We start from the raw sequence: 26,202 nt of genomic DNA, 5'->3' as shown, positions 1-26,202 counted from the left end.
GGTGTTTTCGGCTGCCTAGCGGACCATCTTCGCCTGGAGCTTCGCCAGGGTCCGCAGATCCAGGCCGAGGCCCTCGGTGAGGTAGCCGTAGAGGCTGCCGTAGTCGGCCTCCATCTGCGCGGTCGCCGCGTCCAGATAGGTCTGGCGGACCTCCTGGAGCGGGATCAGCAGATCGGGGTTCTGCATCCGGCCGGACGCCTTGAGCCCCGCCCGCACCTGGGCGTCGTACGCCGCGCGGAAGGTGTTCGAGGCCAGGTAGTCCCGCTCGGCCGTGGCCTTGGGGACGGCCAGGGCGTTCAGCAGGAGGTAGCTCATCCAGCCCGTCCGGTCCTTGCCCGACGTGCAGTGGTACAGCAGCGGGCCCTGGTTGCCGTCGGCGATGTCGCGGAGGGTGGCCGCGAACTGCGCCCGGTTCTCGGGACTGGTCACGAACGCGCGGTAGACCTCGCGCATGTACGCCTCGGCGCGGCCGCCGCCGAGCATCTGCTCCTGCTTCACGGGATCACCGCTGCCGATCGCGGACAGCAGCAGCCCGTACAGACCGTTGTCGTTGACCGGGCGGGCGGTGGAGGCCAGACCGGCGGGAAGCTTGTCGGCCCCGTCGTACTGCACCTCCATCGGGATGCGGAAGTCGAGGACCTTCGTGAGGCCCAGACCACCGACGGCCGTGATGTCCGGGGCGGTCAGCTTGCCCAGCGCGTCGGCGCGGTAGACCAGTCCCTGACGAACCTGGCCTCCCGTCCACGTGCGGTAGCCACCGAGGTCGCGGACGTTGACCGCGCCCTGCAGGGGGATCTGGCGGATCGGTTCCGTCGACTGCGTGTGCCAGGGGTGACGCGAGGCGGCGGCACTGCCGGCCGGCGCGGCGTACGCGGCGGCGGGCAGGGTCCCGATGGCGAGGGCGGAAGCGAGCACCGCGGTCGCCAGGCGGATTCGTGCACGGCTCATCTGGGGCAACTCCTGTAACGGAGAAGGGGGATCACCCTGGTGGTGGCAGGGTGCCGAGCGGGTGCGGGGGGAGGGGGACACGCTGTGGGGGAGTGGGGGCGTTCAGCCGTTCCAGCACGGCGTACGCCTCGGCCATGACGCGGGTGACGAGCTCCGCACAGGACGGAAGGTCCTCGATCACGCCCGCGACCTGGCCCGATGCCATGACACCGAGGTCCGTACGGCCCTCGACCATGGACGCCTTGAGGAGCATGGGGGTGTTCGCGGCGAGCAGCACCTGGCTCCAGGACAGGTCCTTGCCGTGTTTCATCGCGAGGCCGTCCCGGATCATCTCCGCCCAGGACAGGCCCGACAGTTTCTTGAAGCCGGCCGCGTGCCGCACCGCCTTGGCCAGCGCCCTCGCCCGCCCGGACCGCTCCAGGGAGGCGACCAGCTCGCTGCGCAGCATCCGGTGCGGGAGCCCGTCCACGGCCGTGGTGACGGTGACGTCCTTCACGCCCGCCTTCAGGTACTCGGCCTTCACCGCGTCCGGGACCGTCGAATCGGAGGTCAGCAGGAACCGGGTGCCCATGGCGATGCCCGCGGCCCCGTAGGCCAGCGCCGCCACCAGACCGCGGCCGTCGCTGAAACCGCCCGCCGCGATCACCGGGATGTCCACCGCGTCGACCACCTGCGGCAGCAGCACGGTCGTGGCCACGTCACCGGTGTGCCCGCCGCCCTCGCCGCCCTGCACGATCACCGCGTCCGCGCCCCACGCGGCCACCTTCTCGGCGTGCCGGCGGGCCCCGATCGAGGGGATCACCACCACGCCCGCGTCCTTGAGCCGCGCGATCAGCTCCCTGGACGGGGCGAGCGCGAAGGAGGCCACCCGGACGCCCTCGTCGATGATCAGCTGCGCCCGCTCGGCCGCGTCCCCGGCGTCCGCGCGCAGATTGACCCCGAAGGGGGCGTCCGTACGGGACTTGACCTCGTGGACCGCCGACCGCAGCTGGTCCATCGTCATGGTCGCCGAGGCCAGGATGCCGAGCGCGCCCGCATTGGCCGCCCCCGACACCAGGCGGGGACCGGCCACCCAGCCCATGCCCGTCTGCACGATCGGGTGCTCGACCCCGACCAGTTTGGTGAATGCCGTCTCCATCGGCTCAGACCCGCACTTCGCGGTCGCGCAGCCCCTTGGGGTCGATGACCTCGCGGATCAGCCGCAGCTCCTCCGCCGTCGGCTCACGCGTGTACGGGACCTCCTCGGGGAGGTCCAGCTCGAAGCCGGTGGCCGCCCGGACCTGCTCCACCGTGACCCCGGGGTGCAGGGAGGCCAGGCGCATGGCGTGGTCCGGGCCGCCGAAGTCGAAGACGCCCAGATCGCTGACCACCCGGGGGAGGCGGTGGAAGCGGGTCACCCCGGCCGCCTCCGCACGGTCGTAGCCCACGCCGCTCACCATGTCGACGCGCTCGACGAACACCCGGGTGGAGTGCTTGGGGATCCAGTAGCTCACCGGATTGTTCAGGGTGTTCACCGGGGCGCCGCGCACCCCGAGGAGCTGGCGGGCCGGCTGCTCCCAGTCGCCGATGCAGGAGATGTTCTGGTTGCCGAACCGGTCGATCTGGCTGGCGCCCATCATCACGTGCCGGCGCCCTCCGGTGACCATCGTCAGGTGGCGGCGGTAAGGGAGCCAGCCCTCGGCCGAGCCGTCGAGCCCGACCAGCATGGCTTCGCCGTCGGTCAGCAGCAGGTCGGGGGAGAAGGTCCGCTTCGCGAGGCGGGCCCCGAAGGAGGGCACCAGGCCCATCGGGCTGGCCAGCACCTCGCCGTTGTCCCGCCAGGCCTCGGCGCAGGCGATCACGCAGTACTCGGCGCGGGTGACCGCGGCCGCGGTCGTCGTGGGGGGCGTGCTCACCGGCGTGCTCACTTCTGCTCCTCGTGCCAGGCCTGGACGGCCGACTGGTAGGCGTGCTCGCTGCCGCCGGAGAGGAAGCGCTCGGCGAACTCGGGCCAGGGGGTGGTCGCGTACAGCTTCTGGAAGGCCTCGTCGCGGTCGTAGTCGGGGGCGCAGGAGGTGAAGTGCGCGCCGTTCGGGGTCTCCACGACCCCGGTGACCGAGTGGCGGCTGACCAGGAGGGACTGCGGAGGCCCGGACTTGGCGAGCTCCGCGGTCTCCACGAGCTGCTCGCAGGAGACGTACGCCTCGTCGGCGGCCTCGCAGAAGAGGTCGTCGAAGTACGGGTCCGGGCCCAGGTACTGGGCGTTGCCGAGCCGGTCCGCGCGGTTGAGGTGGACCAGGGCGGCGTCCATGCGCAGGGCGGGGACCGCCACGAACTCCTCCCCGTCGGCGTACGGGGAGGTGACGGTGCGCAGTTCGGGGTTGACGCGCATGACGTCGGAGCCGAGGCCGGCGCGGACGGGCAGGAAGGGCAGCCGGTTGGCGGCCGCGTGCAGGCCCCACATGAACATGGCCTCGTCGAGCTCGGTGAGGGCGAAGGCGCGGCTCTCGCGGGCGGCCCGGTAGTGCGGTTCCAGCGGGATGGAGTCGAGGGTGACGAAGGGGGTGACCAGCTTGCGGATCCGGCCCGCGGCGGCGAGCAGGCCGACGTCGGGGCCGCCGTACGAGATCACGGTGAGATCGGTGATCTCGGAGCGGAGCAGTGCCCGCACCAGGGCCATGGGCTTGCGGCGCGAACCCCAGCCGCCGATGCCGAGGGTCATTCCGCTGCTGAGGCGGCCGACCGCCTCCTCGGGGGTCATGCTCTTGTCGGTCATGCCGATTCCGCCTTTGCGTCCGTCTTCGCGTCCGTCTTCGCGTCCGTGCTGCCGCTGCCGAAGGTGTCGCGGACCCGGTCGGCCACGCCGCTGAGGTTGGCCTCGAAGGTGAAGCCCTGCTCGAAGCGGTAGCTGCGGCGCACGTCCACGGGGTCGATGCCGTTGATGGCCGCCTTGGCGAGCCGGATGAGGTAGCCGTCCTTCCTCGCGATCTCGGCGGCCAGCTCCAGGGCGGCCGCCCGCAGCTCGGCGCTCGGCACCACCTTCCACACCGAGCCGTGCGCGTGCAGTTCGGCGGCGGTGGCGGTGCGCGAGGTGTAGTACAGGGTCCGCATGAGGTGCTGCGGGACGAGCCGGGCCAGGTGGGTGGCGGCCCCGAGGGCGCCCCGGTCCAGCTCCGGCAGTCCGAAGGTGGCGTCCTCGGAGGCCACGATGGCGTCGGCGTTGCCGACCAGGCCGATCCCGCCGCCGAGGCAGAAGCCGTTCACGGCCGCCACGACCGGCACCTCGCACTCGTAGACGGCGGCGAAGGCCTCGTAGCAGCCCCGGTTGGCGCCGATGAGCGAGGCGTGGCCGGTGTCGCGCTGCATCTCCTTGATGTCGACGCCGGCGTTGAAGCCGCGGCCCTCGGCGGCCAGCACCACGCACCGCACCTCCGGGTCGCGGCCGGCCGCGCGCAGGGCGTCGGCCAGGTCGTACCAGCCCTGCACGGGCAGTGCGTTGACGGGCGGGAAGTCGACTGTGACGAGTGCGATGCCCTTGTCGGGGCTTGAGGTGGAGACACCCATGAGCGGATCAGCTACCTTTCCACCAAACATTTGTTAGGTGAGGAAGGTAGCAGCCGATGGAGCTCAACGGGAGGGTTGTCGTCGTCACCGGCGGAACCCGGGGCGTCGGCGCCGGGATCGCGCGGTCGTTCCTCGCGGCGGGAGCCGAAGTCGTCGTCTGCGCGCGCCGGCCGCCTGAGGAACCGGTGACGGTGGAGGGCCGCGCGGCGTCGTTCACCGCCGTCGACCTGCGCAATCCGGCCGCCGTGCAGGACTTCTTCGGCGCGGTGGCCCGCCGTCACGGGCGGCTCGACTGCCTGGTGAACAATGCCGGCGGGACCCCGTACCGGCTGCTGGGGGAGGGCGAGGCCGAGCGCCACGCACGGGTCGTCGAGCTCAACCTGATCGCCCCGATGACCGCCTCGGTCGCCGCGTACCCCTGGCTGAAGGAGGCGCGGGGCTCGATCGTCATGATCGGCAGCGTCAGCGGGACCCGGCCCTCGCCGGGCACGGCGGCCTACGGGGCTGCGAAGGCCGGCCTGGAGAACCTGGCCCGCTCCATGGCCGTGGAGTGGGCCCCCGAGGTACGGGTCAACTCGCTGGTCCTGGGCATGGTGCGGACCGAGCTGTCGCACCTGCACTACGGCGACGAGGCGGGCATCGCGGCGGTCGGCGCGACCGTCCCGCTGGGACGGCTGGCGGAGCCCTCCGACGTGGGGGACGCGGCGGTCTTCCTAGCCTCGGACCGGGCGGCGTACGTGAGCGGGGCGAGCCTGCTCGTGCACGGGGGCGGCGAGCGCCCGGCGTTTTTGGATGCGGCAACTGCGAACAAGGAGAGCTGACATGGGACTTGCCGAAGGCCGTGTGGTCATCGTGACGGGCGCCGGACGGGGGCTGGGCCGCGCCCACGCGCTGGCCTTCGCGGCGGAGGGGGCACGGGTCGTGGTCAACGACCTGGGGGTCGGCCTGGACGGGCTCCCGGCGGCGGACAGCCCGGCGGCGCTCGTGGTCGAGGAGATCCGGGCGGCGGGCGGGGAGGCGGTCGCGCACGGCGGCGACATCGCCACGACGGAGGGTGCGGCCTCGCTGGTCGAGACGGCCGTCTCGGCCTTCGGGCGGCTGGACACCCTGATCAACAACGCCGGGTTCCTGCGCGACCGCATGCTCGTGAACCTCGACGAGGACGACTGGGACGCCGTGATGCGGGTGCACCTCAAGGGGCACTTCCTGCCGCTGAAGCACGCGGCGGCGTACTGGCGGGCGGAGGCGAAGGAAGGCCGGCAGGTTGCCGCGCGGGTGGTCAACACCTCGTCGGGGGCAGGGCTGCTGGGGTCGGTCGGACAGGGCAACTACAGCGCGGCCAAGGCGGGCATCCTGGGGCTGACCCTGGTGTCGGCGGCGGAGATGGGCCGGTACGGGGTCCAGGTCAACGCCATCGCCCCGGCCGCACGGACCCGGATGACGGAGCAGGCCTTCGCGGAGACCATGGCCGCCCCCGAGCCCGGCGCCTTCGACGCGATGGCCCCCGAGAACGTGTCCCCGCTGGTGGTCTGGCTGGGCTCCGACGCCTCGGCCGGGGTCACGGGCCGGGTCTTCGAGGCGGAGGGCGGCCGCATCACGGTCATGGAGGGCTGGCGGCCCGGCCCGACGGTGGACCTGGGCGCGCGGTGGACTCCGTCGGAGGCGGGGGAGACGGCGGCGAAGCTCCTCGCTGAATCGGAGCGGCCGCAGCCGGTGTACGGGGCCCGTTGAGGGGGAGTTGCGTGATTCGGGTCACCGGTGGGCGGTGGCCTGGTTACGCTCGGCTACGGACCTGAACGGACGCCGCAGGGCGTGAACTTGGGGGTGGCCGCCTCGTGGTCAACATTCGCGATCTCGATCCCAGCGCGTCTCCGCTGGACTACTACGGCTCCGAGCTGCGGCGCTTGCGGGAAGCCGCCGGGCTGAAACAGGGGCAGCTGGGCGACATCATCTTCTGCGCGGCGTCGCTGATCGGGCAGATCGAGACGGCGAGGAAAGTGCCGACGCGGGAGTTCTCGGAACGGGTGGACGCGGCGCTCGGGACTGGCGGGGTGTTCTCGCGGTTGGTGGGGCTTGTGCTGCGGAGTCAGTTGCCGGCGTGGTTCCAGGCGTTCGCTGAGATGGAGGCGAAGGCGACCTACATCTCCAGCTTCCAGGCGCAGTTGGTGTACGGGTTGTTGCAGACGGAAGAGTACGCGCGGGCGGTGCTCCACGCGGGGTGGTCGGACAAGCTTGATGAGGCGGTGGCCGCAAGGATGGAGCGCCAGCGAATTCTGAAGAGGGAGCGCCCACCTCTGGTGTGGGTTGTACTGGACGAAGGTGTGTTGCACCGGCCGTTCGGGAGTCGCGAGGTCATGCGGAGCCAGCTCCTTCACTTGTTGGAGTTCGGGGACCGACGTGAGGTGCGAATCCAGGTGCTCCCATTCACTGCCGGGCAACACCCGGCAACAGTGGGGTCATTCACCGTCCTACGGTTCGAACGGGATCCGGACGTCCTCTACGCCGAGAGTTATGGCTTGGCCAACGTGACGGCCAATCCGGAAACGGTCAGGGACTGTGCGCACCGTTACGATCACCTGCAGGCCGCGGCCCTGTCCGTGGAGCAGTCTGCGGCGCTGATCGCCCGCGTACGGGAGGAACGTTATGGGGACCATCAAGAACCTGACAGGCGCGTCGTGGCGTAAGTCCAGCTACAGCGGAGGCACCGGCGGCGAGTGCGTCGAGTGTGCCCCCCTCGGCTCCGCCGCCTGGCGCAAGGCTTCGTACAGCGGCAACACCGGCGGTGACTGCGTAGAGGTCTCGGCCCAGCCCTGCCTCGTCGCCGTGCGGGACTCCAAGAACCCCGAAGGCCCCGCCTTCACCGTCGGCCACGCCGCCTTCGCCGCCTTCGTCGGCACCCTGTAGTCGCACAGCGATACACGCGGGCCGGGACCTGAAAAAGGTCCCGGCCCGCACTCGTTCCCGCTCAGCGGGAACACGCCCTCCCGTCCGCGCCCCGGCCCCGCCTACCGTCTGCCGCACCACACACCACCGCAGCCGGGAGGACCCCATGCTCGACGACCGGCGCCGGCGCGAAGCCGCTGACCTGCTGCGCACGGCAGAGCTCCGGCGGACCCCCGTACGGCCCCTGACCGAGCTCCACGCGGGCATCGACGTGCAGGACGCGTACGAGATCCAGCTCCTCGCCATCCGCGGCCGTCTCGCCGACGGCGACCGGATCACCGGCCACAAGGTCGGCCTGTCGTCCCCCGTGATGCAGGCCATGATGGGCGTCGACGAACCCGACTACGGACACCTGCTGGCGAGCATGGAGCTGCGCCAGGACACCCCCGTCCCCGCCGCCGCGTACATCGCTCCGCGCGTCGAGGTCGAGGTCGGCTTCGTGCTCGGCGCCGACCTGCCCGGCGAGGGCTGCACCGTCGCCGACGTGCTGGCCGCCACCGAGCGGGTCGTCCCCGCCCTGGAGCTGATCGACAGCCGGATCGCCGACTGGCGGATCGCCATCGCCGACACCATCGCCGACAACGCCTCCTCCGCCGGATACGTCATCGGCGAGGGCCGCGACCCGCGCGGGCTCGACCTGAAGGCGATCGAAGCCACCCTGACCCGCGGATCCGACACCCTGGCGAGCGGCCGCAGCGACGCCGTGCTCGGGGATCCCGCCGCCTCCGTGGCCTGGCTGGCGCGGACCGTCGCCCGCTTCGGGGTCGAGCTGCGCAAGGGCCACCTCATCCTGCCCGGGTCCTGCACCCGCGCCGTGGACGTGGCCGCCGGGCGGACCTACACCGCCGACTTCACCGGGCTCGGCCCGGTCTCCCTCTCCTTCATCTGAGGTGCCATGACGAACACCAGGAAAGCGACCGCCGCCATCGTCGGCTCCGGGAACATCGGAACCGACCTGCTCTACAAGCTGCTGCGCTCCCCGCACATAGAACCCCGCTGGATGATCGGCGTGGACACCGCCAGCGAGGGCCTGGCCCGCGCCCGCCGCGCCGGAATCGAGGCCTCCCACGCGGGCGTGGACTGGCTGCTGGCCCAGGACGAGCTGCCGGACCTGGTCTTCGAGGCCACCTCCGCCTACGTGCACCGATCCAACGCCCCGCGCTACGCCGAACTCGGCATCAAGGCCGTCGACCTGACCCCCGCCGCCGTCGGCCCCGCCGTGGTCCCGCCCGCGAACCTGACCGCCCACCTCGACCGGGCCAACGTCAACATGATCACCTGCGGCGGCCAGGCCACCATCCCCATGGTGTACGCCGTCTCCCGCGTGGTCCCCGTCGCCTACGCGGAGATCGTCGCCTCGGTGGCCTCCGTCTCGGCGGGCCCGGGCACCCGGGCCAACATCGACGAGTTCACCCGTACCACCGCCCGCGGGATCGAGGAGATCGGCGGCGCCGACCGCGGCAAGGCCATCATCATCCTCAACCCCGCCGACCCGCCGGTCATCATGCGCGACACCGTCTTCTGCGCGATCCCGGCCGACGCCGACCGCGAGGCCATCGCCGCCTCCGTCAAGCAGGTCGCCGAGGACGTGGCCTCGTACGTACCGGGCTACCGGCTGCGCACCGAGCCGCAGTTCGACGACCCCTCCCCGCTCAACGGGGGCCTGGCCCGGGTCGCGATCTTCCTGGAGGTGGAGGGCGCCGGCGACTACCTGCCGCCCTACGCCGGAAACCTCGACATCATGACCGCCGCCGCCACCAAGGTCGGCGAGGAGTTCGCGAAGGGACTGCAGAAGTGAGCGCGGACGTGACCAGCTACTCCGACACCCTCGACATCCGGATCACCGACTCCTCCCTGCGCGACGGCTCGCACGCCAAGCGCCACCAGTTCACGGGCGAGGACGTACGGTCGATCGTCTCCGCGCTCGACGGCGCGGGGGTCCCCGTCATCGAGGTCACGCACGGCGACGGACTCGGCGGATCCTCCTTCAACTACGGCTTCTCGAAGACCCCCGAGCAGGAGCTCATCAAGATCGCCGCCGAGACGGCGGGCCGGGCGAAGATCGCCTTCCTGATGCTTCCGGGGCTCGGCGTGAAGGACGACATCCGCGCCGCCCACGGCAACGGCGGGCAGATCTGCCGGATCGCCACCCACTGCACCGAGGCGGACATCTCCGTCCAGCACTTCGGGCTCGCCCGCGAGATGGGCCTGGAGACCGTCGGCTTCCTGATGATGGCCCACTCCACCACCCCCGAGAACCTGGCCCGCCAGGCCCGGATCATGGCCGACGCCGGCTGCCAGTGCGTGTACGTGGTCGACTCGGCGGGCGCCCTGGTCATGGACGAGGTCACCGACCGGGTCGCGGCGCTCGTCGCCGAGCTCGGCGCCGACGCCCAGGTCGGCTTCCACGGCCACGAGAACCTCGGGCTGGGCGTGGGCAATTCGGTCGCCGCCGTCCGCGCCGGAGCGCTCCAGATCGACGGCTCCACCCGGCGCCTGGGCGCCGGAGCGGGCAACACACCCGTCGAGGCCTTCGCCGCCGTCTGCCTCAAGATGGGCATCCGCACCGGCATCGACGTCCTGAAGATCATCGACGCGGCCGAGGACGTGGTCCGCCCCGTCATGGACGACGAGTGCACCCTCGACCGCATGGCCCTGCTCATGGGCCACGCCGGGGTCTACTCCAGCTTCCTCAAGCACGCCTACCGGCAGGCCGAGCGCTACGGGGTCTCCGGCGCGCAGATCCTGCTGCGCGCGGGCGAGCGCCGCCTCGTCGGCGGCCAGGAGGACCAGCTCATCGACATCGCCGTCGAACTCGCCGCCGAAGCCCCGTAGTCCCGTAGTCCCGTAGCCCCGGGGCCCTGCAACCACGCAGCCCCGTAGCCGCACCCCCATCGCACCCGAGCACACCCACAACGAAGTGGAGGGCCACCCCATGGCCGAAACGACCGCAGTCGACGAGGCGCCCCGCGTCATCGAAGCCGCCGCCGTGCCCGCGAGGTTCGCCCGCGGCTGGCACTGCCTGGGCCTCGCCGCCGCCTTCAAGGACGGCGCCCCCCACGAGGTGCAGGCCTTCGGCACGAAACTCGTCGTCTTCCAGGGAGCCGGGAGCGGGGAGCTGAGCGTCCTGAACGCCTACTGCCCCCACATGGGCGGCAACCTCGCCCACGGCACCGTCAAGGGCGACACCGTCGCCTGCCCCTTCCACGACTGGCGCTGGTCCGCGGACGGCCGCTGCGCCGGCATCCCCTACGCCCGGCGGGTCCCGCCGCGCGCCAGGACCCGCGCCTGGACCACGCTGGAACGCAACGGCCAGCTCTACGTCTGGCACGACCCGGAGGGCAACCCGCCCCCGCCCGAGGTGACGATCCCCGTCATCGAGGGCGTCGGCGACCCCGAGTGGAGCGACTGGAGCTGGAACTCCCTGCGCGTCGAGAACTCCAACTGCCGGGAGATCGTCGACAACGTCGTCGACATGGCGCACTTCTACTACGTGCACTACGCCTTCCCGCACTACTTCAAGAACGTCTTCGACGGCCACGTCGCCACCCAGTACATGGAGTCCACCCCGCGCGGCGACGTGGACCTCGGCACCCTCTCCACCGGCGGCGGCCTGCGCTCGGACGCCTCGTACCACGGCCCCTCCTACATGATCGACAAGCTGTGGAGCGACATCGGCGGCGGCGTCGAACTCGAATCGGTCCTCATCAACTGCCATTACCCGATCGACGAGAACAGCTTCGTGCTGATGTACGGGACCATCGTCAAGAAGCTCCCCGGCATGACCGACGAACAGGCCGCCGAGGCCGCCCGCCTCACCTCCGAGGGCCTGGCCGTCGGCTTCGAGCAGGACGTCGAGATCTGGAAGAACAAGACCCGCATCGACAACCCCCTCCTCACCGAGGAGGACGGCCCCGTCTACCAGCTCCGCCGCTGGTACGAGCAGTTCTACGTGGACGCCGCCGACGTCAAGGACGAGATGGTCCGCCGCTTCGAGTTCGAGATCGACACCGCCCGCGCCACCGCCGCCTGGAAGGCCGAGGTCGCCGAGAACCTCGCCCGCCGCGCGGCCGGGAACCCGTGATGACCCCCGTCGCCTGCGGGGAGTGCGCCGCGGTGGTGCTCTGCGAGAAGTTCAGCCCCGCCCACACCCAGATCCAGTGGACCGAGGAGGCCGCCGTGCTTCCGGGGGGATGCCCGCGCATCGCCGCCGAGGTCGCGGCGGGCCGGCCCAGCGCCCGCGTCCGCTCCTGCGGGGCCCTGAGCGCGGCCATCGAGGCCGCCGTCCTGGCGGGCCGCCTGGAGGTGCCGGCCGATGTCTGACACCGACATCGACACCGACATCGACACCGACACCGACAGTCGTACGACGCCCCGTGCCGCGGAGGTCCGGAGCCCGGCCCCGGCTTCCGCCCGGGGCGGAGCCGGCGGCAGGCTACTGGTCCGCGTCACGGACCGGATCCAGGAGACCCCCGAGGCGGTCACCCTCGTACTCGACGCGGAACTCCCGTACCGGCCAGGGCAGTTCCTGACCGTGCGGCTTCCCCCGTCGAGCGGGGCGGGCGGCGCGGCCCGCTGCTACTCCCTGTCGGGCTCCCCGCACGCCGGGGACCCGCTGCGCATCACCGTCAAGCGGGTCCCCGGCGGCCTCGGATCCGGCTGGCTGTGCCAGGACGTGGCCGTCGGCGACGAGCTGGAGATCCTGCCCCCCGCCGGCACCTTCACCCCGCCCGACCTGGACCGGGACCTGCTGCTGGTGGCGGGGGGCAGCGGGATCACCCCGGTGCTGTCGATCGCGAAGTCGGCGCTCGTGACCGGCGGGGCGCACGTCGCCCTGGTGTACGCCAACCGCGACCCCGGCTCGGTGATCTTCCGCGACGAACTGTGGGGGCTCGCCGAGGACCACCCCGGGCGGCTCACCGTCGTGCACTGGCTGGAGACCCTCCAGGGACTGCCGACCGCCCCGCAGCTGGGCCCGCTCGTGGCCCCGTACGCGCTCCGCGAGGCCTACCTGTGCGGGCCCGCTCCGCTGATGGACGCGGCGGAGGCGGCGATCCGCTCCGCGGGCGGCCGGGGGCGGGCGATCCACCGCGAGCGGTACTTCTCGCTGAGCGGCGACGTCTTCACCGGCCCGGACTCCGGCCCGGATCCCGCCTCCGGTCCGGCCCCCGGTCCGGGTGCCGGTCCCGCCTCCGGTCCGGCCCCCGCCCCCGCCGCGGCGGGCGGCGCCACCGCCGAGGTGGAGTTCGAGGGGAGCGTGCACACCGTGGACTGGCCCGCCGGGACCCCGCTGCTCGACGTGCTGCTCGCCGCGGGCGTCCCCGCCCCGTACTCCTGCCGCGAAGGCGCCTGCAGTGCCTGCTGCTGCCGGGTGCTGGAAGGGGAGGTCACGATGGTGCGCAACGAGGTGCTGGACCGCGAGGACCTGGCCGACGGCTACGTCCTGGCCTGCCAGGCCCGTCCGCTCGGCGACCGGATCCGCATCAGCTACGACGGCTGATCCGGCGGCTGGTCCGGCGGCTGGTCCGGCGGCCGGTCCGACGGTCGATCCGACGGCTGGTCCGACGGTCGATCCGACGGCTGGTCCGACCGCTGGTCCGACCGCTGGTCCGGCGGCCGGTCCGACCCCCGGACAGCGCCGCCGGGCCCGCCGGGCGCCCAACGGCCACGGGCCCGGCCCCCTGGCGAGGGGTCGGGCCCGGACTCGTTCACTCGTGCGTGCGGTACCACTACCCACTACATCCACTCGCTGAACCGCAGCCATCCCATCATGTTGTCCATCGCCTGCGCCGAGACCGCCGGCTCCAGGTCCCGCGCGGGCGCCGCGGCTGCCCGCCCCGGCCGGCCCGGCCCGTACAGCTCCCGCCACACCGACCGCGCGCAGGCCAGTACCGCCGGCGCGAGACGGGCCGTATCCCGCTCGCCGCGGCCGGAGGACACCGACACGGCGGCCACGGCCCGCCCGGCGCCCCGCAGTGGGGCGGCCACGCAGGAGATGCCCCGGAAGCTCTCCTCCCGGTCGTGGGCCACCCCGCGCTCGCGGACCGCCGCCAGCTCCGAACGCAGCGCGAGGGGCCGGATCAGGGTGCGCGCGGTGCGCGGGCGCAGCCCCTGCGCGAGGACGTGTTCCACCGCGGCGGGATCGCTGAACGCGAGGATCGCCTTCCCGGCGGCCGTGCAGTACGCCGGCATCCGGCCGCCGACCCGCGAGGGCACGGCCGTGGCCTCCGAGCCGCCGATCCGCTCCAGGCACACCACCTCGGCCCCGTCGAGCACCGACAGGTGCACGACCCGGCCCGTCTGCTCGTGCAGGGCGTGCAGCAGCGGCAGCGCGGCCCGGCGCAGCCGGTTGTGGTGGGAGGCGAGCGCGCCCAGTTCCAGCATGCGCATGCCCATGCGGTAGTCCCGGCCCTCGCGGTCCAGCCAGCGCAACTGCACCAGCTGGTCGAGGATCCGGTGGGCGGAAGAGCGTGGGATTCCGGAGCGGCGCACGACCTCGGTGAGCGACAGCCGAGGCTGCGGACCTTCGAAGGCGCCCAGTACTTTCGCGGCCTTCTCCAGCAGCGAAAGCGGTGCGAGCCCGGTCTCCGCGACCTGCTCCATGAACTGGTCCAGCACGAGAAAACCCCCTGCGTGAGGCGTTGGGGCGACCCTGCCACGGGCCCCCGGCCGGAGGGAAGCACCCGGAGGGGTCTATTTCATTCAGTAATACTTCAAGTAGTCGTTTCCGGGAGTTCGGGCGGGCTTCCCGCTCAGCGGGAACAGCGCGTTCCGCGCCCGGACCACCCGGCGTACGTTCCTCGCCATCGAACCGGAAACCGGTCCCGGGCACCGATCCCGGACACCCGGAGATCCTTGATCTGAGAAGGGGACACCATGAGTGACGAAGAGGTCCTCGCAGCGGTCCGCGCCCTCGCCCCCGCCCTCCGCGAGCGCAGCGCCGAGGCCGAGAACCTGCGCAAGGTCCCCGAAGCGAGCATCAAGGAACTCGCCGCCACCGGCTTCTTCCGGCTGCTCCAGCCCAAGGCCCACGGCGGGTACGCCGCCGACCCCGCCCTCTTCTACGCCGCCGTCAAGGAGATCGCCAAGGCCTGCGGCTCCACCGGCTGGGTCGCCTCCGTCGTCGGCGTCCACCCCTGGCACGTCGCCCTCTACGACCCCCGCGCCCAGGAAGAGGTCTGGGGCCAGGACCGCGACACGCGGATCTGCTCCTCCTACGCCCCCACCGGCAAGGTCACCCCCGTCGACGGCGGCTTCACCCTCAGCGGCCGCTGGCACTTCTCCTCCGGCTGCGACCACACCGACTGGGCCCTGCTCGGCGGACTGGTCACCGACGCCGAAGGCCGCCCCGTCGACATGCGGACCTTCCTGATCCCGCGCACCCAGTACCGCATCGACGAGGTCTGGGACACCGTCGGCCTGCGCGGCTCCGGCTCCAACGACATCGTCGTCGAGGAGGTGTTCGTCCCCGAACGCCGCGCCCTCAGCTTCGGCCCCGTCACCGCCCTCCAGGTACCCGGCCACCGCCTCAACCCCGAGCCGCTCTACCGGCTCCCCTACGCCTCCATCTTCACCACCACCATCTCCACCCCCATCGTCGGCATCGCCGAAGGCGCCTACGAGGACTACGTCCGCGCGACCCGCGAACGCTTCCGCATCTCCTACGGCCAGCAGGTCGCCGAGGACCCCTTCGCCCAGGTCCGCATCGCCCGCGCCGCCAGCGACATCGACGCCTCCTGGCTCCAGCTCCGGCGCAACGTCTCCGAGCTCTACGCCCTCGCCGAACGCGGCGAGGAACTCCCCACACCGCTGCGCACCCGGGCCCGCCGCGACCAGGTCCTCGCCACCGAACGCTGCGTCGCCGCCGTCGACCTCCTCATGGAGAACGCGGGCGGCAGCGCCATGCGCACCGGCCCCAACCCCGTCCAGCGCGCCTGGCGCGACGTCCACACCGGCCGCGGACACGCCGCCAACGACCCGGAGCGGGCCCTGGTCCTGTTCGGGCAGGGCGCCCTCGGCCTCGACATCCAGGACACGATGCTGTGAGCGCGCGGGCATTCACGTACGAGAACACCTCCCGCACCGCCAAGGCCGGCGGGATGACCCTGCACTACCACGAGGCAGGACCCCTCCACGAGGCCGACGCACCCGTCGTGATCATGCTGCACGGCGGCGGACCCGGCGCCTCCGGCTGGTCCAACTTCGGCGGCAACCTGCCCCACTTCGCCGAACGGTTCCGCACCCTGCTCGTCGACCAGCCCTGCTACGGCCGCTCCGACAAACCGGAACCCGACCGCGACTACTTCGCCTTCAGCGCGAACGCCGTCATCGCCCTCATGGACGAACTCCGCATCGGACGCGCGCACTTCATCGGCAACTCCCTCGGCGGCGGCACCGCCACCCGGCTCGTCCTGGACCACCCCGAACGCGTCGGCAAGCTCCTCCTCATGGGCCCCGGCGGGATCTCCCTCAACCTCTTCTCCGCCGACCCCACCGAGGGCATGAAGCGGCTCTTCGAGTTCAGCCTCGCCCCCGACCCCACCCGCGAGCAGATGCGGACCTTCCTCACCACCCTCGCCCACGACCCGGCGATCGTCACCGACGCCCTCGTCGAGGAGCGCTACGCCCAGGCCACCGACCCCGAAGCCCGGCTCGGCAACGCCCGCATGGGCGCCTCCTTCGCCAAGTGGCCCGAGGCCGCCATGCTCTGGCGCGAAGCGCACCGCATCAGCCGTCCCGTCCTGCTGACCTGGGGCCGCGAGGACCGCGTCAACCCGGTCGACGGCGCCTTCCTCGCGCTGAAGACCATCCCCGACGCCCGGCTGCACGTCTTCCCGCACTGCGGGCACTGGGCACAGACCGAGGCCGCCGAAGAGTTCAACCGCCTCGCCACCGACTTCTTCCTCCACTGAACCCGCACCGCGGGCACTGACCTCACCGAGGAGTTCCAGCATGGACATCCGCGCACTCGGCTACCTCCGCATCGAGACCGCCGACCTCGCCGCCTGGCGCACCTACGTCCTCGACATCCTCGGCATGGCCGAAGCCGCCGGCACCACGGACACCTGCCTGGGCGTCCGCATCGACGACCGCACGCACCGCTTCCAGTTCCTCGCCGGCGCCCAGGACCGGCTGCTCGCCGCCGGCTTCGAAGTCGCCAACGCCCGCGCCCTCGAAGACGCCGCCGCCGAACTGGAGGCCGCCGGGCACCCCGTCAAGCAGGGCGACGCCGACACCCTCGCCGACCGCCGCGTCCAGGGCCTCATCCACTGCGAGGACCCCAGCGGCAACCCCCTGGAGATCTACTGGGGCCAGGCCCAGGACCACACCCCGCTCCCGGCCCGGTACGGCAACCGCTTCGTCACCGGCGGCCGCGAGGGCAGCCTCGGCCTCGGCCACGTGGTCCTGCCCGCCGCCGACACCGAGACCACCCTCGACTTCTACGAGAACCTCCTCGGCTTCCAGCTGCGCGACTCGATGCGGCTGCCCCCGGTCGCGGTCCCCACCGGCAGGCCCGGCCGGGACTTCTACTGGATGCACTTCCTCAGCCCCAACCGCCGTCACCACAGCCTCGGCCTCTACCCCGGCGCGCTGCCGCCCGGCATCGTCCACTTCATGGTCGAGCTGGAGACCCTCGACGACGTCGGCTACTGCCTCGACCGGATGAACCAGGCGGGCATCCCCATCGCCTCCACCCTCGGCCGGCACTCCAACGACCACATGGTCTCCTTCTACGCGCAGGCCCCCGGCGGCTTCCAGGTCGAGTACGGCTGGGACGGCCTGCTCGTCGACCCGGCCACCTGGACCGCGAAGGAGATCACCGCGGACAGCTTCTGGGGCCACCAGTGGAACGGCTGACCGGCCCCGGCGCGGCCCCCGCTTCCGACGCCGTCGACCCGGCCCTGTTCCGCGAGGTCCTCGGCGCCTTCGCCTCCGGCATCACCGTCGTCGCGGCCCTCGCGGACGACGGCCGCCCGGCCGGGCTGGCCTGCCAGTCCTTCGCCTCCCTCTCCCTCGACCCGCCGCTGGTCCTGCTCTGCGTGGGCAAGGGCTCCTCCAGCTGGCCCAGGGTCCGGGCCGCCGGCCGCTTCGGCGTCAGCATCCTCGCCGAGGAGCAGCGCGCCGTGTGCGAGGCGCTGGGCCGCCGCGGCGAGGACAAGTTCGCCGGCGTCGACTGGGAACCTTCCGCCCACGGAGCCGTGCGCGTCACCGGCGCGCTGGCCACCGTCGACTGCGCCCTCGAAGAGGTCCACGAGGCGGGCGACCACTACCTGGTCACCGCCCGGGTCCTCGAACTGACCGCCCGGGACGGCGGATCCCCCCTCCTCTACTACCGCAGCGACTACGCCACGGGAGCCTTCGGATGACAGCCGAGCACACCGCCGAGCCCGCCACCGAGCCTGCCACCGGACCCGCCACCGGACCCGCCGAGGCTGCCCCGCAGTACGCCTACGACGTGGTGGTCGTCGGCTCCGGCGCCGCCGGATTCGCCGCTGCCGTCACCGCCCGGCTGCGCGGGCTGAGCGTCCTCGTCGTGGAGAAGACCGACCGCTACGGCGGCTCCACCGCCCTGTCCGGCGGGGCGATCTGGGTCCCCGGCAACTTCCACCTCGACCGGGCCGGCCTCGCCGACACCCGGGAGAAGGCCCGCGCCTACCTCGACGCCACCGTCGGCGACCGGGTCCCCGCCGCACGCAAGGACGCCTACCTCAGCCACGGCCCGCGCATGGTGCGGGAGTTCCACGACCGCACCGAGATCCGCTTCATGTACACCCCCGGCTACGCGGACTACTTCCCCGAGGCCCAGGGCGGCATGGCGCAGGGCCGCTCCGTCGAACCGTGCATCGTCGACTTCAAGCGGCTCGGCCCGCTCGGCGCCTCCATGCGCCGGGCCGGACTGCCCACGTACGGGCTGACCATGACCTCGTACGACTTCCGCTTCCTGAACATGGTCAGCCGGACCTGGGCGGGCAAGAAGACCTCCGTCAAGGTGGGCCTGCGCGCCGTCGGGGCGCTGGCCACCGGCCGCAAGCTGCTCTCCCTCGGCGAGGCGCTCATCGCCCGCATGCGGCTCTCCCTCGACGCGCTCGGCGGCGAACTGTGGCTGTCGTCGCCCCTGACCGGCCTGGTCACGGACCCGGCCGGCCGGGTGACGGGCGTACGGGTCCTGCGCGCCGGGCGCGAGGTGACCGTGGCGGCCCGGGGCGGGGTGGTGCTGGCCTCGGGCGGGTTCTCGCACGACCAGGCCCTGCGCGAGAAGCACCTGCCGGCGCCCACGTCCACGGCCTGGACGCACGCCTCGGAGGGCCAGACCGGCGACGCCCTGAAGCTCGGTGAGGAACTGGGGGCCGCCACCGACCTGCTGGACAAGGTCTGGGGAGCACCGTCGGTGTGCCCGCCGGGGGAGAAGCCCTTCTTCCTCGTCGCCGACCGCGGCATCCCCGGCATGGTCATCGTCAACGAGGCGGGGGAGCGCTACGCCAACGAGGCCCTGCCCTACCACGCGTTCGTGGACCGGATGTACGCCGCCGACCGGCCCGGGGCCTCGACCGTCCCCTCCTGGCTGATCCTGGACGCCCGTTCCAAGGCCCGGTACATCTTCGCCGGGCTCTTCCCCGGGCAGCCCTTCCCCAGGAAGTGGCTGGAGAGCGGCTTCCTGAAGAAGGCCGACACCGTGGAGGACCTGGCCCGCCAGATCTCCGCCCCCGGCCTGCCCGCCGCGATCAGCCGCTTCAACTCCTTCGCCGAGGCGGGCACCGACCGGGACTACGGCCGGGGCGAGAGCGTCTACGACCGCTACTACGGCGACCCGACCCTGCCCAACCCGAACCTGGCGCCCATCGAGAAGGGCCCCTTCTACGCGGTCCCCGTGCACCCGGGGGACATCGGCACCAAGGGCGGCCTCGTCACGGACACCGACGGCCGGGTGCTCCGCGAGGACTCCGTCCCGATCCCGGGCCTCTACGCCTGCGGCAACTGCTCGGCGGCGGTGATGGGAGAGACCTACCCCGGGCCCGGCGCGACGATCGGCCCCGCCATGGCCTTCGGCTGGGCCGCCGTCAACGCGATCGCGGCGGGGCTGGAGTAGGCCCCCTGGGGCGCCGGTCTAGGAGAGCTTGCCGCCGTAGTCCGGCAGCTTGACGGTGCGCTCGGCGTGGCCGCCCACCAGGTCGCTCTCGTTGTTGCCGATGTTGGCGATGATCGTGTAGCCGCGCGCCTCGATCTCCGCCCGCTTGGCCGTCTTGTAGGCGCTGACCTCGCCGAACAGGGCGGGCAGATCGCGCACGTAGAGCCCCGAGACCGGGTAGCCGACCGCCTTGAGGTTGCGCTCGGTCAGGGAGTACACGATCCCCGGGCGGGCGGTGACGAAGAAGACGGCGACCCCGCGGTCGTTCGCGTACCGGGTCAGATCGCGGACCTGGGCGATCGCGGGGGTGGGGAAGGTCCAGAACCAGTGGAAGTCCGTCTCCAGCGAGGAGTTGTCGATGTCGAGGACGATCGCCGGCTTCTCACCGGCCGGCGAGGCGGCGATGCGCTGCTCGATCCCGGGGCGGGCCGCGTCGAGGACGGCGGAGACGTCGCGCTGCCAGGTGGCGTAGTCGATGCCGAGGAACACCGCGTTGCCGCCGGGGGCGGAGGCGGTGACGGCCGCGACGGCGGCGGCGGGGGCGGCCGTCGGGGCGGGGGCCGCCTGGGCGGCGGAGGCCGGAACCAGAGCCAGTACGGCCGCTGCGGCCACGGCCACCGCGGCGGCCGTGCGGCGGGTACGGGTGCGGGTGCTGCGCATGGGGGACGCTCCTCGATCACGTGTCGGCGTGTACGTGATCAGGTTGGGGATCACCCCGACCCCATGTCTACCGGCCGGTAAGTAACTTTTCATGGACGGTCGGTGAACCTCCGTCACGTATCGCAGTCCAGCACCGTGCGGCACAGCCCGCAGCGGGCCCGGACCGGCCCCCGGCGGACCGGCAGCCGCAGGTGCTGCCCGCACACCGGGCACGGGAAGCGCACCCGCGGCCCGGCCGGGTGCTCCTCGAAGCCGTACGCCGCTCCGGGCGGGGCGGCCCCGGCCCGGCGGGCCGCCGCGTACCGCAGCCGCTCCGCCGCGCCCGCGGCCGCCAGGGGGGCCCGGCGCAGGTCCCGGTCGGCCCGGGCGCGGCCGCGCACGTACGCCTCGTAGGCCTGCGGACTGGTGAACCACGCGGAGAGGTCCTCGCCCCCGAGGAACCGGCCGCGCCGGGCGAGGACGTAGCCGAACTCCTCCGGGGTGAGGTAGCCGAGCTTCTGGTGGGTGAGCTCGTCCTCCCGGTAGGCGTCGAGCAGCAGCCAGCCGGCGCCGAGGTAGGCGGCGGCGGTGTCGGTGAGGATCTCGTTGTCGGCGGTTGCGGGGAAGCGCAGGCCGAGGCGGTGCAGCAGCACGTGCGTGACCTCGTGGGAGAGGGCGGCCGCCAGATCGCGGCGGTGGACCCGGAAGCGGTCGTTGACCTCGACGAAGTACTCCGGCCCGGCGGTCAGTTCCACCGTCGCCGCCTCCTCCATCGCCCGGAAACCCACGATCAGGCGCGCATCGGGCAGCCGCAGGGCGCGGACCATCGCGGACGCCACCCGGTGGGCGCCCGGATACAGGTCCTCGGAGGCGGGGAAGGCCGCATCGGCGGGGGCGAAGGGGGCGTCGTAGGCGCGGATCCCGTCGGCGGACAGCCGCCGGAACAGCGCGGTGACGGAAGCGCGGACCGTCTCCAGATGAGGAAATCCGTGCTCGATCGGGCCGCTGCGCCGTCCGTTGTGCGTCATGGGGCGCACCCGGCCGGAAGTTGTCCGAAAACGCGTTCTTGATGGGCCCGGCGGGAGCGGTGTGTCATGTCCCCGTCACTCATGCGGTCCGTCCCACCCGCCATGAGGCGACACGCACGGCCCAACCCCCCACGAAAGGCAGTGTGTCGACTGTGTCCAGCCTCGTCACCACCCTCAAGCGCGCCCTCGCCGTCGGAGCCGTGGCCCTCGCGGCCGTCAGCCTCCAGCCCGGCACCGCCACCGCCGGCACGGCGCCCGTCGTCGGCGGCACCCGCGCCGCCCAGGGAGAGTTCCCCTTCATGGTCCGCCTCTCCATGGGCTGCGGCGGCGCCCTCTACACCCAGCAGATCGTGCTCACCGCCGCCCACTGCGTGAACGGCTCCGGCAACAACACCTCCATCACCGCCACCGCCGGAGTCGTCGACCTCAACAGCTCCAGCGCCATCAAGGTCAAGTCCACCAAGGTGCTCCAGGCCCCCGGCTACAACGGCACCGGCAAGGACTGGGCCCTGATCAAGCTGGCCAAGCCCATCAACCTGCCCACCCTCAAGATCGCCGACACCAAGGCCTACGACAACGGCACCTTCACCGTCGCCGGCTGGGGCGCCACCCGGGAAGGCGGCGGCCAGCAGCGCTACCTGCAGAAGGCCACCGTCCCCTTCGTCTCCGACGCCTCCTGCCAGGCCTCCTACGGCAGCTCGCTCGTACCCGCCGAGGAGATCTGCGCCGGCTTCGCCGCGGGCGGCGTCGACACCTGCCAGGGAGACTCCGGCGGCCCCATGTTCCGCCGGGACAACGCGAACGCCTGGATCCAGGTCGGCATAGTCAGCTGGGGCGAGGGCTGCGCCCGCCCCGACTACCCCGGCGTCTACACGGAGGTCTCCACCTTCGCGGCGGCGATCAGGAGCGCGGCCGCCACGCTCTGACCCCGCCGCGGGCCCCCGGTAGTCCTTCCGGCCCATCCGGTGAGGGCCGGAAGAACGAGGCGCGATGCCCGACATGTCCGTAAGGTCGACCCCAGTCCCGTGAGGCCGGAACGACGCCGTTCCGGCCTTGCGGCATGCTCCCGGCGCTCTGCTGTGCGGTTGCGGGCCGAGTCGCCCGCAGGTCCCATGGAGAGATCCCACCGGGTGGGAATGCCGGGAACGCCGGGAGAACCGGGAACGCCGGGAGAACCGGGAACGCCGGGAGAACCGGGAACGCCGGGAGAACCGGGAACGCCGGGAGAACCGGGACGGCACAGGCAACGGGCAACAGTGGCGACAGTGGCGACAGTGGGGCAGGCGACGCATGGCGATCAGAGTGATCATCGCGGACGACCAGGAGATGGTCAGGACCGGCTTCCGGATGATCCTCGAAAGCCAGCCGGACATCGAGGTGGTCGCCGACGTCGAAGACGGCGAAGCAGCCCTCGCGGCCGTGGCCGAACACCGCCCCGACGTCCTGCTCCTCGACATCCGCATGCCCAAACTCGACGGGCTCGAAGTCACCCGCAGGCTCTCCGGCCGCGACACCCCCCGCATCGTCATCGTCACCACCTTCGACCTCGACGAGTACGTCCACGCGGCGCTCCAGGGCGGAGCCTCCGGCTTCCTCCTCAAGGACGCGAGCCCGGCCATGCTGGTTGAAGCGGTGCGGGCGGCAGCGGTCGGAGACTCCCTCGTCTCACCCGCCATCACCGTACGACTGCTCCGCGAAATGGCCCACCGCACCCCGGCCGCCACCGCAGCCGCCCGCCGCCCGGCGGAGCCCCTGACCGACCGGGAACGCGAGGTCGTACGCTGCCTCGCGCGCGGCCTGACCAACGCCGAGATCGCCGGGGAACTCTTCGTCTCCCTCTCCACGGTCAAGACCCACCTGGCCAACGTCCAGGCCAAACTCGACGCCCGCAACCGCGTGGAAATCGCCGCCTGGGCCTGGGAAAGCGGCCTGGCAGGCACCCCGGCGTGACCCACCCGCACTCCCGTCGACATGCGGCGCCCGCCGCGCAAATTCAGCCTCGCCGGCGTTTGAGGCGCGGGGTCTGGGGCGGCGCCCCAGGAGTCCGGCGCGCGCTGTCTCCGTCGACTCTGGCCTCCGTGGTGCGGTGCGGGCCGCGCTGCCGGGCGGGCGCCGTCGGGCAAATCCAGCCTCGCCGGCGTTTGAGGCGCAGGGTCTGGGGCGGCGCCCCAGGAGCCCGGCACACGCCGTCTCCGACGACCCCGGCCGCCACGGAGACAGGCCGCGCCCCGGCGAACCAGTCCCCCCGGCCGCCGCGCCAAGGCCCCCACACCCCCGGCGGAGCCGCCCGACCCGCGGGCGCGCCCACCCGCGCGGGATCCCGTAAGGCCGGCGGAGCCACCCGCGCGGGGTCCCGTACAGCCGGCGGAGCCACCCGCGGGGACGATCGGGCCCCGGCATGAGCCCCCTGGGGCCATGGGCCCGCCGCCACCCCTACGCCGCGGACTGGATCCGCATCCTCCTCTCCGTCACGCTCCTCTCCCTCGTCACCTTCGAGGGCGTCGTCCTCGCCCGCCAGCCCAGCACCCCGCACGCCGCCGTCTGGGTGTCCGGCATCCTCGTCTGCCTCTGCGCCGCACCCTGGCCCCGCATCCCGCTGCTCGCCCGCGCCTGGTTCGCCGCCGCCGTCACCTGGGCCGTCACCCTGTCCCTGATCTTCAGCAGCCACCCCCTCGTCGTCTGGGGCGGAGGTGAGGCCGTCGCCCTGCTCGTGCTCCTCACCCAGGTGCTGCTCCACGCCCCCGCCCGCACCGCCGCCGTCCTCGGCCCCCTGCTCGCCCTCGGCTCCATGGCGGCGCCCGTGCGCGACGGGGATCCGGGCCGCTTCACGCTGCTCTTCTCCGGGCTGGCCGTCGTCGTCACCGCGTACTCCCTGCTGCTGCGCCTGCAGTCCGTCCAGCGCGTCCGCGAGCTGCGCGCCGTACGCAGTGCCGAGCGCCTGGAGCTGGCCCGTGAGCTGCACGACCTCGTCGCGCACCACGTGACGGGGATCGTCGTCGAGGCGCGGGCCGCCCGCTACACCAAGGTCTCCGCCGAACGCGCCGCCGAGATCTTCGGCCGCATCGAGACCGCCGGGGACGAGGCGCTCGGCTCCATGCGCCGTCTGGTCAAGATCCTGCGCGAGGGCGCCGCGGACACCGGCCCGGAGACGGGCAAGGGCGCCGGCCGGGCGGGCGGTTCCGCCGGTACGGCCCCCGTCGCCGGCCTCCGGGAGATCCGCGGGCTGACGGAGCGGTTCGCCGCCACCGGCCCGCCCGTCGTCCTCTACGTGGAGGAGGGCCTGGAGGCCCGGCTCCCCGCCGACGTCGCCGCCACCGCCCACCGGATCGTCCTCGAAGCGCTCACCAACATCGGCAAGCACGCCGCCACCGCCACGGCGGTCCGGGTCGGCCTGCGCACCGTCCCGGCGGGCCTGGAGGTCCGGATCGCCGACGACGGCGGTCGCCCCGCGAAGCTCTCCGAGAACGCCCGCGGCGGAGGCTACGGCCTGGTGGGCATGGCCGAACGCGCCGAAGCGCTCGGCGGCTCCCTCAGCGCCGGACCCGCCCCCGAAGGCGGCTGGCTGGTGACGGCGCTCCTGCCCCTCTGACGGTCAGGCACTTGTCGATTATCGATATGGCCCTCTAGGCTTCGGCATATCGAAAGTCGATAAGGGGAAATGCCGTGAACACGCGACTCATCAAAATCCTGGCCGCAGTGACCTTCGGGCTGGCGGTGCTCTGGGGGCTCATCTTCGTCGGCACGGGCATCGCGCACCTGTTCGACGACGGCGCGGTCTGCGTGAAAACGGGCTTCTGGGCCAACGCCTCCCTCGAGGACAGCCTGCCGGTCGCCCAGGGCGTCGAGGCGTCCAGCAGCACCACCCGGCTCTGCCAGAACAGCCCCTCCACGGCACAGCGCGCGGCGGACCTCGGAAGCCGACTGCCCTGGATGCTGTTCGCCTCCCTCGCCCTGCTGTTCTTCTCCCGGCTGCTGAAGGCCGTCCTGTCCCAGGGGCCGTTCACCGACGAGGTGGCCCGACGCCTCACCGTCCTCGGCTGGTTCGTCACCCTGGGCACACCGCTCGCGGGCCTCGTCGTAGGCTGGTCGCAGTCCTGGCTCGTCGGCAGCATGGCGCCCATGATCGGCTCCGGGCCGGAGGTGTCCGATCCGCAGGTGCTCATCCTCGCGGGCCTCGCCGCCGTCATCATGGGGAAGATCATGCGCGAGGGCGTGCGCATGCGAGAGGACCTCGAAGGGACCATCTGATGCCCGAAGAGGAACTCCACGCGATCCGGATCCACCTCGACCGCGTCCTCGCCGAGCGCGGCATGACGCTCACCGAACTGTCCGCACAGGTCGGCATCACGGTCGTCAACCTGTCCGTGCTCAAGAACGGTCGGGCCAAGGCCATCCGCTTCTCCACCCTGTCCCGGATCTGCGACGTCCTCCAGTGCCAGCCCGGAGACCTGATCACCCACGACCCCGCCGCCGAGCCGGCCTGAGCCGGCCTGAGCCGGGCGGGTCCGGGCGCGGCCACGCCGTCTCAGTGGTCGATCGGCCGAGGAACCGACCGCGCGCGCCACGTATTCTCGGTGACCATGAACACCAGGGACATCGACGACAACGTGACCGCCGAGCTGGCCCGGCTCAGGGACAGCATCGACAACATCGACGCGGCCGTGGTCCACATGCTCGCCGAGCGGTTCAAGTGCACCCAGCAGGTCGGACACCTCAAGGCCCGCCACCAGCTGCCCCCGGCCGACCCGGGCCGCGAGGCCAGCCAGATCGCCCGGCTGCGCCAGCTCGCCGAGAACGCCAAGCTCGACCCCGCCTTCGCCGAGAAGCTCCTCAACTTCATCATCGCGGAGGTCATCCGCCACCACGAGACGATCGCCGCGGGCGAGGGCGACGCCGAGGCCGGCAGCGCGGGCGACAGCGCGGGCGGCAGCGCGGGCGACAGCCGGGGCTGAGCCCAGGAGCTGGGGCCCGGCG

Annotated in this window: 29 protein-coding genes; 21 read left to right on the top strand and 8 right to left on the bottom strand. The window is 72.4% G+C overall.

The features are described from left to right. Positions 1-15: 15 nt before the first annotated feature. From ACIA8F_RS07070 to ACIA8F_RS07050, 5 genes are read right to left on the bottom strand one after another with little or no spacing between them, the layout of a single operon-like run. Complete coding sequence (locus ACIA8F_RS07070; RefSeq protein ID WP_399377214.1) at positions 16-948, bottom strand: tyrosine-protein phosphatase; 933 nt, start codon at positions 946-948, stop codon at positions 16-18. Between the two features lie 31 nt (positions 949-979). Next, positions 980-2,086, bottom strand: a complete 1,107-nt coding sequence (locus ACIA8F_RS07065; RefSeq protein WP_399377213.1) for an NAD(P)H-dependent flavin oxidoreductase — start codon at positions 2,084-2,086, stop codon at positions 980-982. 4 nt (positions 2,087-2,090) lie between these two features. Then, positions 2,091-2,855, bottom strand: a complete 765-nt coding sequence (locus ACIA8F_RS07060) for a CoA-transferase subunit beta (protein ID WP_399377212.1) — start codon at positions 2,853-2,855, stop codon at positions 2,091-2,093. Further along, positions 2,852-3,703, bottom strand: coding sequence for a CoA transferase subunit A (locus ACIA8F_RS07055; protein ID WP_399377211.1), 852 nt, complete (start codon positions 3,701-3,703; stop codon positions 2,852-2,854). The genes ACIA8F_RS07060 and ACIA8F_RS07055 overlap by 4 nt, the downstream gene beginning before the upstream one ends. Next, on the bottom strand, positions 3,700-4,491 hold the full coding sequence (locus tag ACIA8F_RS07050; RefSeq protein ID WP_399377209.1) for an enoyl-CoA hydratase family protein: 792 nt from the start codon (positions 4,489-4,491) through the stop codon (positions 3,700-3,702). The genes ACIA8F_RS07055 and ACIA8F_RS07050 overlap by 4 nt, the downstream gene beginning before the upstream one ends. Positions 4,492-4,547: 56 nt before the next feature. On the opposite strand from ACIA8F_RS07050, the gene ACIA8F_RS07045 reads away from it, so the two are divergent. From ACIA8F_RS07045 to ACIA8F_RS07000, 10 genes are all read left to right on the top strand, one after another. After that, positions 4,548-5,312, top strand: a complete 765-nt coding sequence (locus ACIA8F_RS07045; protein WP_399377208.1) for an SDR family oxidoreductase — start codon at positions 4,548-4,550, stop codon at positions 5,310-5,312. A 1-nt stretch (position 5,313) separates the two neighbouring features. Continuing rightward, positions 5,314-6,222, top strand: a complete 909-nt coding sequence (locus ACIA8F_RS07040; RefSeq protein WP_399377206.1) for an SDR family oxidoreductase — start codon at positions 5,314-5,316, stop codon at positions 6,220-6,222. 104 nt (positions 6,223-6,326) lie between these two features. Then, positions 6,327-7,175 carry a Scr1 family TA system antitoxin-like transcriptional regulator gene (locus ACIA8F_RS07035; protein ID WP_399377205.1) on the top strand — a complete coding sequence of 283 codons (849 nt, stop codon included), beginning with the start codon at positions 6,327-6,329 and terminating at the stop codon, positions 7,173-7,175. Then, positions 7,135-7,395: a DUF397 domain-containing protein gene (locus ACIA8F_RS07030; protein WP_399377204.1), complete on the top strand. Its 261-nt coding sequence runs from the start codon at positions 7,135-7,137 to the stop codon at positions 7,393-7,395. The genes ACIA8F_RS07035 and ACIA8F_RS07030 overlap by 41 nt, the downstream gene beginning before the upstream one ends. Before the next feature lie 145 nt (positions 7,396-7,540). Continuing rightward, complete coding sequence (locus ACIA8F_RS07025) at positions 7,541-8,323, top strand: 2-keto-4-pentenoate hydratase (protein ID WP_399377203.1); 783 nt, start codon at positions 7,541-7,543, stop codon at positions 8,321-8,323. Between the two features lie 6 nt (positions 8,324-8,329). Next, a complete protein-coding gene (locus tag ACIA8F_RS07020; RefSeq protein ID WP_399377202.1) occupies positions 8,330-9,232 on the top strand; it encodes an acetaldehyde dehydrogenase (acetylating) in 903 nt (300 codons plus the stop codon). Next, the gene (gene dmpG, locus ACIA8F_RS07015; RefSeq protein ID WP_399377201.1) at positions 9,229-10,269 is read left to right on the top strand and encodes a 4-hydroxy-2-oxovalerate aldolase; all 1,041 of its coding nucleotides are present in this window, start codon (positions 9,229-9,231) and stop codon (positions 10,267-10,269) included. Before ACIA8F_RS07020 ends, dmpG begins: the two co-directional genes overlap by 4 nt. Before the next feature lie 100 nt (positions 10,270-10,369). Next, complete coding sequence (locus tag ACIA8F_RS07010; protein WP_399377200.1) at positions 10,370-11,518, top strand: Rieske 2Fe-2S domain-containing protein; 1,149 nt, start codon at positions 10,370-10,372, stop codon at positions 11,516-11,518. After that, positions 11,518-11,757: a hypothetical protein gene (locus ACIA8F_RS07005; RefSeq protein ID WP_399377199.1), complete on the top strand. Its 240-nt coding sequence runs from the start codon at positions 11,518-11,520 to the stop codon at positions 11,755-11,757. The genes ACIA8F_RS07010 and ACIA8F_RS07005 overlap by 1 nt, the downstream gene beginning before the upstream one ends. Further along, positions 11,750-12,934 carry a 2Fe-2S iron-sulfur cluster-binding protein gene (locus ACIA8F_RS07000; RefSeq protein WP_399377198.1) on the top strand — a complete coding sequence of 395 codons (1,185 nt, stop codon included), beginning with the start codon at positions 11,750-11,752 and terminating at the stop codon, positions 12,932-12,934. Before ACIA8F_RS07005 ends, ACIA8F_RS07000 begins: the two co-directional genes overlap by 8 nt. A gap of 236 nt (positions 12,935-13,170) precedes the next feature. Here the strand turns inward: ACIA8F_RS07000 and ACIA8F_RS06995 are convergent, their stop codons facing one another. Further along, on the bottom strand, positions 13,171-14,052 hold the full coding sequence (locus ACIA8F_RS06995; protein WP_399377197.1) for an IclR family transcriptional regulator: 882 nt from the start codon (positions 14,050-14,052) through the stop codon (positions 13,171-13,173). 258 nt (positions 14,053-14,310) lie between these two features. Between ACIA8F_RS06995 and hsaA the strand changes: the two genes are divergently transcribed. From hsaA to ACIA8F_RS06970, 5 genes are read left to right on the top strand one after another with little or no spacing between them, the layout of a single operon-like run. Continuing rightward, positions 14,311-15,480, top strand: a complete 1,170-nt coding sequence (hsaA, locus tag ACIA8F_RS06990) for a 3-hydroxy-9,10-secoandrosta-1,3,5(10)-triene-9,17-dione monooxygenase oxygenase subunit (protein ID WP_399377196.1) — start codon at positions 14,311-14,313, stop codon at positions 15,478-15,480. After that, positions 15,477-16,346: a 4,5:9,10-diseco-3-hydroxy-5,9,17-trioxoandrosta-1(10),2-diene-4-oate hydrolase gene (gene hsaD / locus ACIA8F_RS06985; protein ID WP_399377195.1), complete on the top strand. Its 870-nt coding sequence runs from the start codon at positions 15,477-15,479 to the stop codon at positions 16,344-16,346. The genes hsaA and hsaD overlap by 4 nt, the downstream gene beginning before the upstream one ends. Before the next feature lie 40 nt (positions 16,347-16,386). Beyond that, positions 16,387-17,292 (top strand): VOC family protein, encoded by a 906-nt coding sequence (locus ACIA8F_RS06980; RefSeq protein WP_399377194.1) that lies wholly within the window; start codon positions 16,387-16,389, stop codon positions 17,290-17,292. Beyond that, positions 17,280-17,801, top strand: a complete 522-nt coding sequence (locus ACIA8F_RS06975; RefSeq protein WP_399377193.1) for a flavin reductase family protein — start codon at positions 17,280-17,282, stop codon at positions 17,799-17,801. The genes ACIA8F_RS06980 and ACIA8F_RS06975 overlap by 13 nt, the downstream gene beginning before the upstream one ends. Then, on the top strand, positions 17,798-19,522 hold the full coding sequence (locus ACIA8F_RS06970; protein ID WP_399377192.1) for an FAD-dependent oxidoreductase: 1,725 nt from the start codon (positions 17,798-17,800) through the stop codon (positions 19,520-19,522). Before ACIA8F_RS06975 ends, ACIA8F_RS06970 begins: the two co-directional genes overlap by 4 nt. Before the next feature lie 18 nt (positions 19,523-19,540). Here ACIA8F_RS06970 and ACIA8F_RS06965 read toward each other — a convergent pair whose 3' ends face one another. Both ACIA8F_RS06965 and ACIA8F_RS06960 read right to left on the bottom strand, forming a co-directional pair. Beyond that, entirely contained in the window at positions 19,541-20,221 is a 681-nt protein-coding gene (locus tag ACIA8F_RS06965; protein ID WP_399377191.1) for an HAD family acid phosphatase, read from the bottom strand. 113 nt (positions 20,222-20,334) lie between these two features. Further along, the gene (locus ACIA8F_RS06960; protein ID WP_399377190.1) at positions 20,335-21,228 is read right to left on the bottom strand and encodes a hypothetical protein; all 894 of its coding nucleotides are present in this window, start codon (positions 21,226-21,228) and stop codon (positions 20,335-20,337) included. Between the two features lie 143 nt (positions 21,229-21,371). Between ACIA8F_RS06960 and ACIA8F_RS06955 the strand changes: the two genes are divergently transcribed. From ACIA8F_RS06955 to ACIA8F_RS06930, 6 genes are all read left to right on the top strand, one after another. Then, positions 21,372-22,154 (top strand): serine protease, encoded by a 783-nt coding sequence (locus ACIA8F_RS06955; RefSeq protein ID WP_399377189.1) that lies wholly within the window; start codon positions 21,372-21,374, stop codon positions 22,152-22,154. A gap of 364 nt (positions 22,155-22,518) precedes the next feature. After that, the gene (locus ACIA8F_RS06950) at positions 22,519-23,178 is read left to right on the top strand and encodes a response regulator (protein ID WP_399377187.1); all 660 of its coding nucleotides are present in this window, start codon (positions 22,519-22,521) and stop codon (positions 23,176-23,178) included. A gap of 448 nt (positions 23,179-23,626) precedes the next feature. Further along, positions 23,627-24,817 (top strand): sensor histidine kinase, encoded by a 1,191-nt coding sequence (locus ACIA8F_RS06945; protein WP_399377185.1) that lies wholly within the window; start codon positions 23,627-23,629, stop codon positions 24,815-24,817. A 74-nt stretch (positions 24,818-24,891) separates the two neighbouring features. Beyond that, entirely contained in the window at positions 24,892-25,476 is a 585-nt protein-coding gene (locus tag ACIA8F_RS06940; RefSeq protein WP_399377184.1) for a DUF2975 domain-containing protein, read from the top strand. Continuing rightward, positions 25,476-25,712, top strand: coding sequence for a helix-turn-helix transcriptional regulator (locus tag ACIA8F_RS06935; protein WP_266876969.1), 237 nt, complete (start codon positions 25,476-25,478; stop codon positions 25,710-25,712). The genes ACIA8F_RS06940 and ACIA8F_RS06935 overlap by 1 nt, the downstream gene beginning before the upstream one ends. A gap of 96 nt (positions 25,713-25,808) precedes the next feature. Further along, positions 25,809-26,180 (top strand): chorismate mutase, encoded by a 372-nt coding sequence (locus ACIA8F_RS06930; RefSeq protein WP_399377183.1) that lies wholly within the window; start codon positions 25,809-25,811, stop codon positions 26,178-26,180. The last annotated feature ends 22 nt before the right edge of the window (positions 26,181-26,202 follow it).

The sequence above is a fragment of the Streptomyces sp. NPDC051563 genome, from assembly GCF_044454225.1.
Lineage (GTDB): Bacteria > Actinomycetota > Actinomycetes > Streptomycetales > Streptomycetaceae > Streptomyces.
The sequence above is the reverse complement of the archived record's forward strand: the minus strand, read 5'-3'. Positions and strand labels throughout refer to the sequence as shown.